Raw genomic sequence first — 267 nt, forward strand, 5'->3', positions numbered from 1 at the left:
TCTGTTATCATATATAAGGTTAAATCCATTATTGAAGGTGATCAGCATTGACTGAAGAAAAATACAACGGCTATGATACATCCATTGTTTACGACTATAAAGACCACCCTGATATTAAGAGTGGTAGATGTGATAATTGTGATAAAGCCCAGTTTAAAAGTTCCGTTAAGGACTTTATCTATATTCGTGAGTGTCGCAATTGTGGCATGAAGAAAAGTATCTGACCCTGTGATGGGTCGTTTTTTATTTCCCTCTCACTCTACCTCT

General features: G+C 36.3%; 1 protein-coding gene. It reads left to right on the top strand.

Going from position 1 to position 267, the window contains the following annotated elements:
* Positions 1-47 precede the first annotated feature (47 nt).
* The gene (locus SB773_RS32185; protein WP_336866379.1) at positions 48-224 is read left to right on the top strand and encodes a DUF8096 family protein; all 177 of its coding nucleotides are present in this window, start codon (positions 48-50) and stop codon (positions 222-224) included.
* Positions 225-267 lie beyond the last annotated feature (43 nt).

Origin of the sequence: Bacillus sp. SIMBA_074 (genome assembly GCF_046534555.1) — a bacterium.
GTDB classification, from domain to species: Bacteria; Bacillota; Bacilli; order Bacillales; family Bacillaceae_G; genus Bacillus_A; species Bacillus_A mycoides.